This window comes from Staphylococcus sp. URHA0057 (assembly GCF_000620265.1).
GTDB classification, from domain to species: Bacteria; Bacillota; Bacilli; order Staphylococcales; family Staphylococcaceae; genus Staphylococcus; species Staphylococcus pasteuri.
Window position 1 is genome coordinate 1 of the sequence record NZ_JHVS01000015.1, and the last position, 1,500, is coordinate 1,500.

Here is a 1,500-nt window from a genome sequence, read left to right on the forward strand (position 1 = left end):
TTAAGGCCCTGTCGGTTTTCAAGACCGATCCCTTCAGCCGAACTTGGGTATTCCTCCAAAATTATATGGACCTTGCAGGACTCGAACCTGCGACCGAACGGTTATGAGCCGTTAGCTCTAACCAACTGAGCTAAAGGTCCTAAATATAATCCTACAACTAATAAGTAGTGGCGGTGGAGGGGATCGAACCCCCGACCTCACGGGTATGAACCGTACGCTCTAGCCAGCTGAGCTACACCGCCGTTATCTAGTTTGTAAATTTAATATGGTGGAGACTAGCGGGATCGAACCGCTGACCTCCTGCGTGCAAAGCAGGCGCTCTCCCATCTGAGCTAAGCCCCCATAATTAAACTTATTAATTGTTACTATCGGGAAGACAGGATTCGAACCTACGACCCCTTGGTCCCAAACCAAGTGCTCTACCAAGCTGAGCTACTTCCCGTAGAATAAGCGCGCCCGATAGGAGTCGAACCCATAACCTCTTGATCCGTAGTCAAACGCTCTATCCAATTGAGCTACGGGCGCATATTAACAATATTATGGTGCCGAGGACCGGAATCGAACCGGTACGGTGATCTCTCACCGCAGGATTTTAAGTCCTGTGCGTCTGCCAGTTCCGCCACCCCGGCACTATAAAATGGAGCAGAAGACGGGATTCGAACCCGCGACCCCAACCTTGGCAAGGTTGTATTCTACCGCTGAACTACTTCTGCATATGCGGGTGAAGGGAGTCGAACCCCCACGCCGTAAGGCGCTAGATCCTAAGTCTAGTGCGTCTGCCAATTCCGCCACACCCGCTATTAAAATGGTGAGCCATAGAGGATTCGAACCTCTGACCCTCTGATTAAAAGTCAGATGCTCTACCAACTGAGCTAATGGCTCTAAAACTGGTGCCGGCCAGAGGACTTGAACCCCCAACCTACTGATTACAAGTCAGTTGCTCTACCAATTGAGCTAGGCCGGCTACTAAAATGGTGGAGAATGACGGGTTCGAACCGCCGACCCTCTGCTTGTAAGGCAGATGCTCTCCCAGCTGAGCTAATTCTCCATTAAAATGACTCCTACGGGACTCGAACCCGTGTTACCGCCGTGAAAGGGCGGTGTCTTAACCGCTTGACCAAGGAGCCATGGCTCCACAGGTAGGACTCGAACCTACGACCGATCGGTTAACAGCCGATAGCTCTACCACTGAGCTACTGTGGAATAATTATATATTTGCCTGGCAACGTCCTACTCTAGCGGAACGTTAGTCCGACTACCATCGGCGCTAAGGAGCTTAACTTCTGTGTTCGGCATGGGAACAGGTGTGACCTCCTTGCCATTGTCACCAGACAAATGGAATGTATTATACATTCAAAACTAGATAGTAAGTAAAATGATTTTGCGTCGCAAAACATAAAATTGATTAAGTCTTCGATCGATTAGTATTCGTCAGCTCCACGTGTCACCACGCTTCCACCTCGAACCTATTAACCTCATCATCTTTGAGGGATCTTATAA

The 1,500-nt window shown here is 49.5% G+C and carries 13 tRNA genes and 1 rRNA gene; all 14 read right to left on the reverse strand.

What is annotated here, in order from left to right:
* Positions 1-66: 66 nt before the first annotated feature.
* Positions 67-140 (reverse strand) — tRNA-Ile (locus N524_RS0108680).
* 28 nt (positions 141-168) lie between these two features.
* A tRNA-Met gene (locus N524_RS0108685) sits at positions 169-242 on the reverse strand.
* A gap of 24 nt (positions 243-266) precedes the next feature.
* Positions 267-342, reverse strand: a tRNA-Ala gene (locus N524_RS0108690).
* Between the two features lie 26 nt (positions 343-368).
* Positions 369-442, reverse strand: a tRNA-Pro gene (locus N524_RS0108695).
* A 9-nt stretch (positions 443-451) separates the two neighbouring features.
* A tRNA-Arg gene (locus N524_RS0108700) sits at positions 452-525 on the reverse strand.
* 15 nt (positions 526-540) lie between these two features.
* Positions 541-629, reverse strand: a tRNA-Leu gene (locus tag N524_RS0108705).
* A 9-nt stretch (positions 630-638) separates the two neighbouring features.
* Positions 639-713: transfer RNA gene (locus N524_RS0108710), tRNA-Gly, on the reverse strand.
* 3 nt (positions 714-716) lie between these two features.
* Positions 717-798 (reverse strand) — tRNA-Leu (locus tag N524_RS0108715).
* A gap of 8 nt (positions 799-806) precedes the next feature.
* Positions 807-882 (reverse strand) — tRNA-Lys (locus N524_RS0108720).
* A gap of 6 nt (positions 883-888) precedes the next feature.
* Positions 889-964: transfer RNA gene (locus N524_RS0108725), tRNA-Thr, on the reverse strand.
* Between the two features lie 8 nt (positions 965-972).
* Positions 973-1,048: transfer RNA gene (locus N524_RS0108730), tRNA-Val, on the reverse strand.
* A gap of 7 nt (positions 1,049-1,055) precedes the next feature.
* A tRNA-Glu gene (locus N524_RS0108735) sits at positions 1,056-1,127 on the reverse strand.
* A gap of 1 nt (position 1,128) precedes the next feature.
* Positions 1,129-1,203: transfer RNA gene (locus tag N524_RS0108740), tRNA-Asn, on the reverse strand.
* A 14-nt stretch (positions 1,204-1,217) separates the two neighbouring features.
* Positions 1,218-1,332 (reverse strand): 5S ribosomal RNA (gene rrf, locus N524_RS0108745).
* Positions 1,333-1,500: the final 168 nt, after the last annotated feature.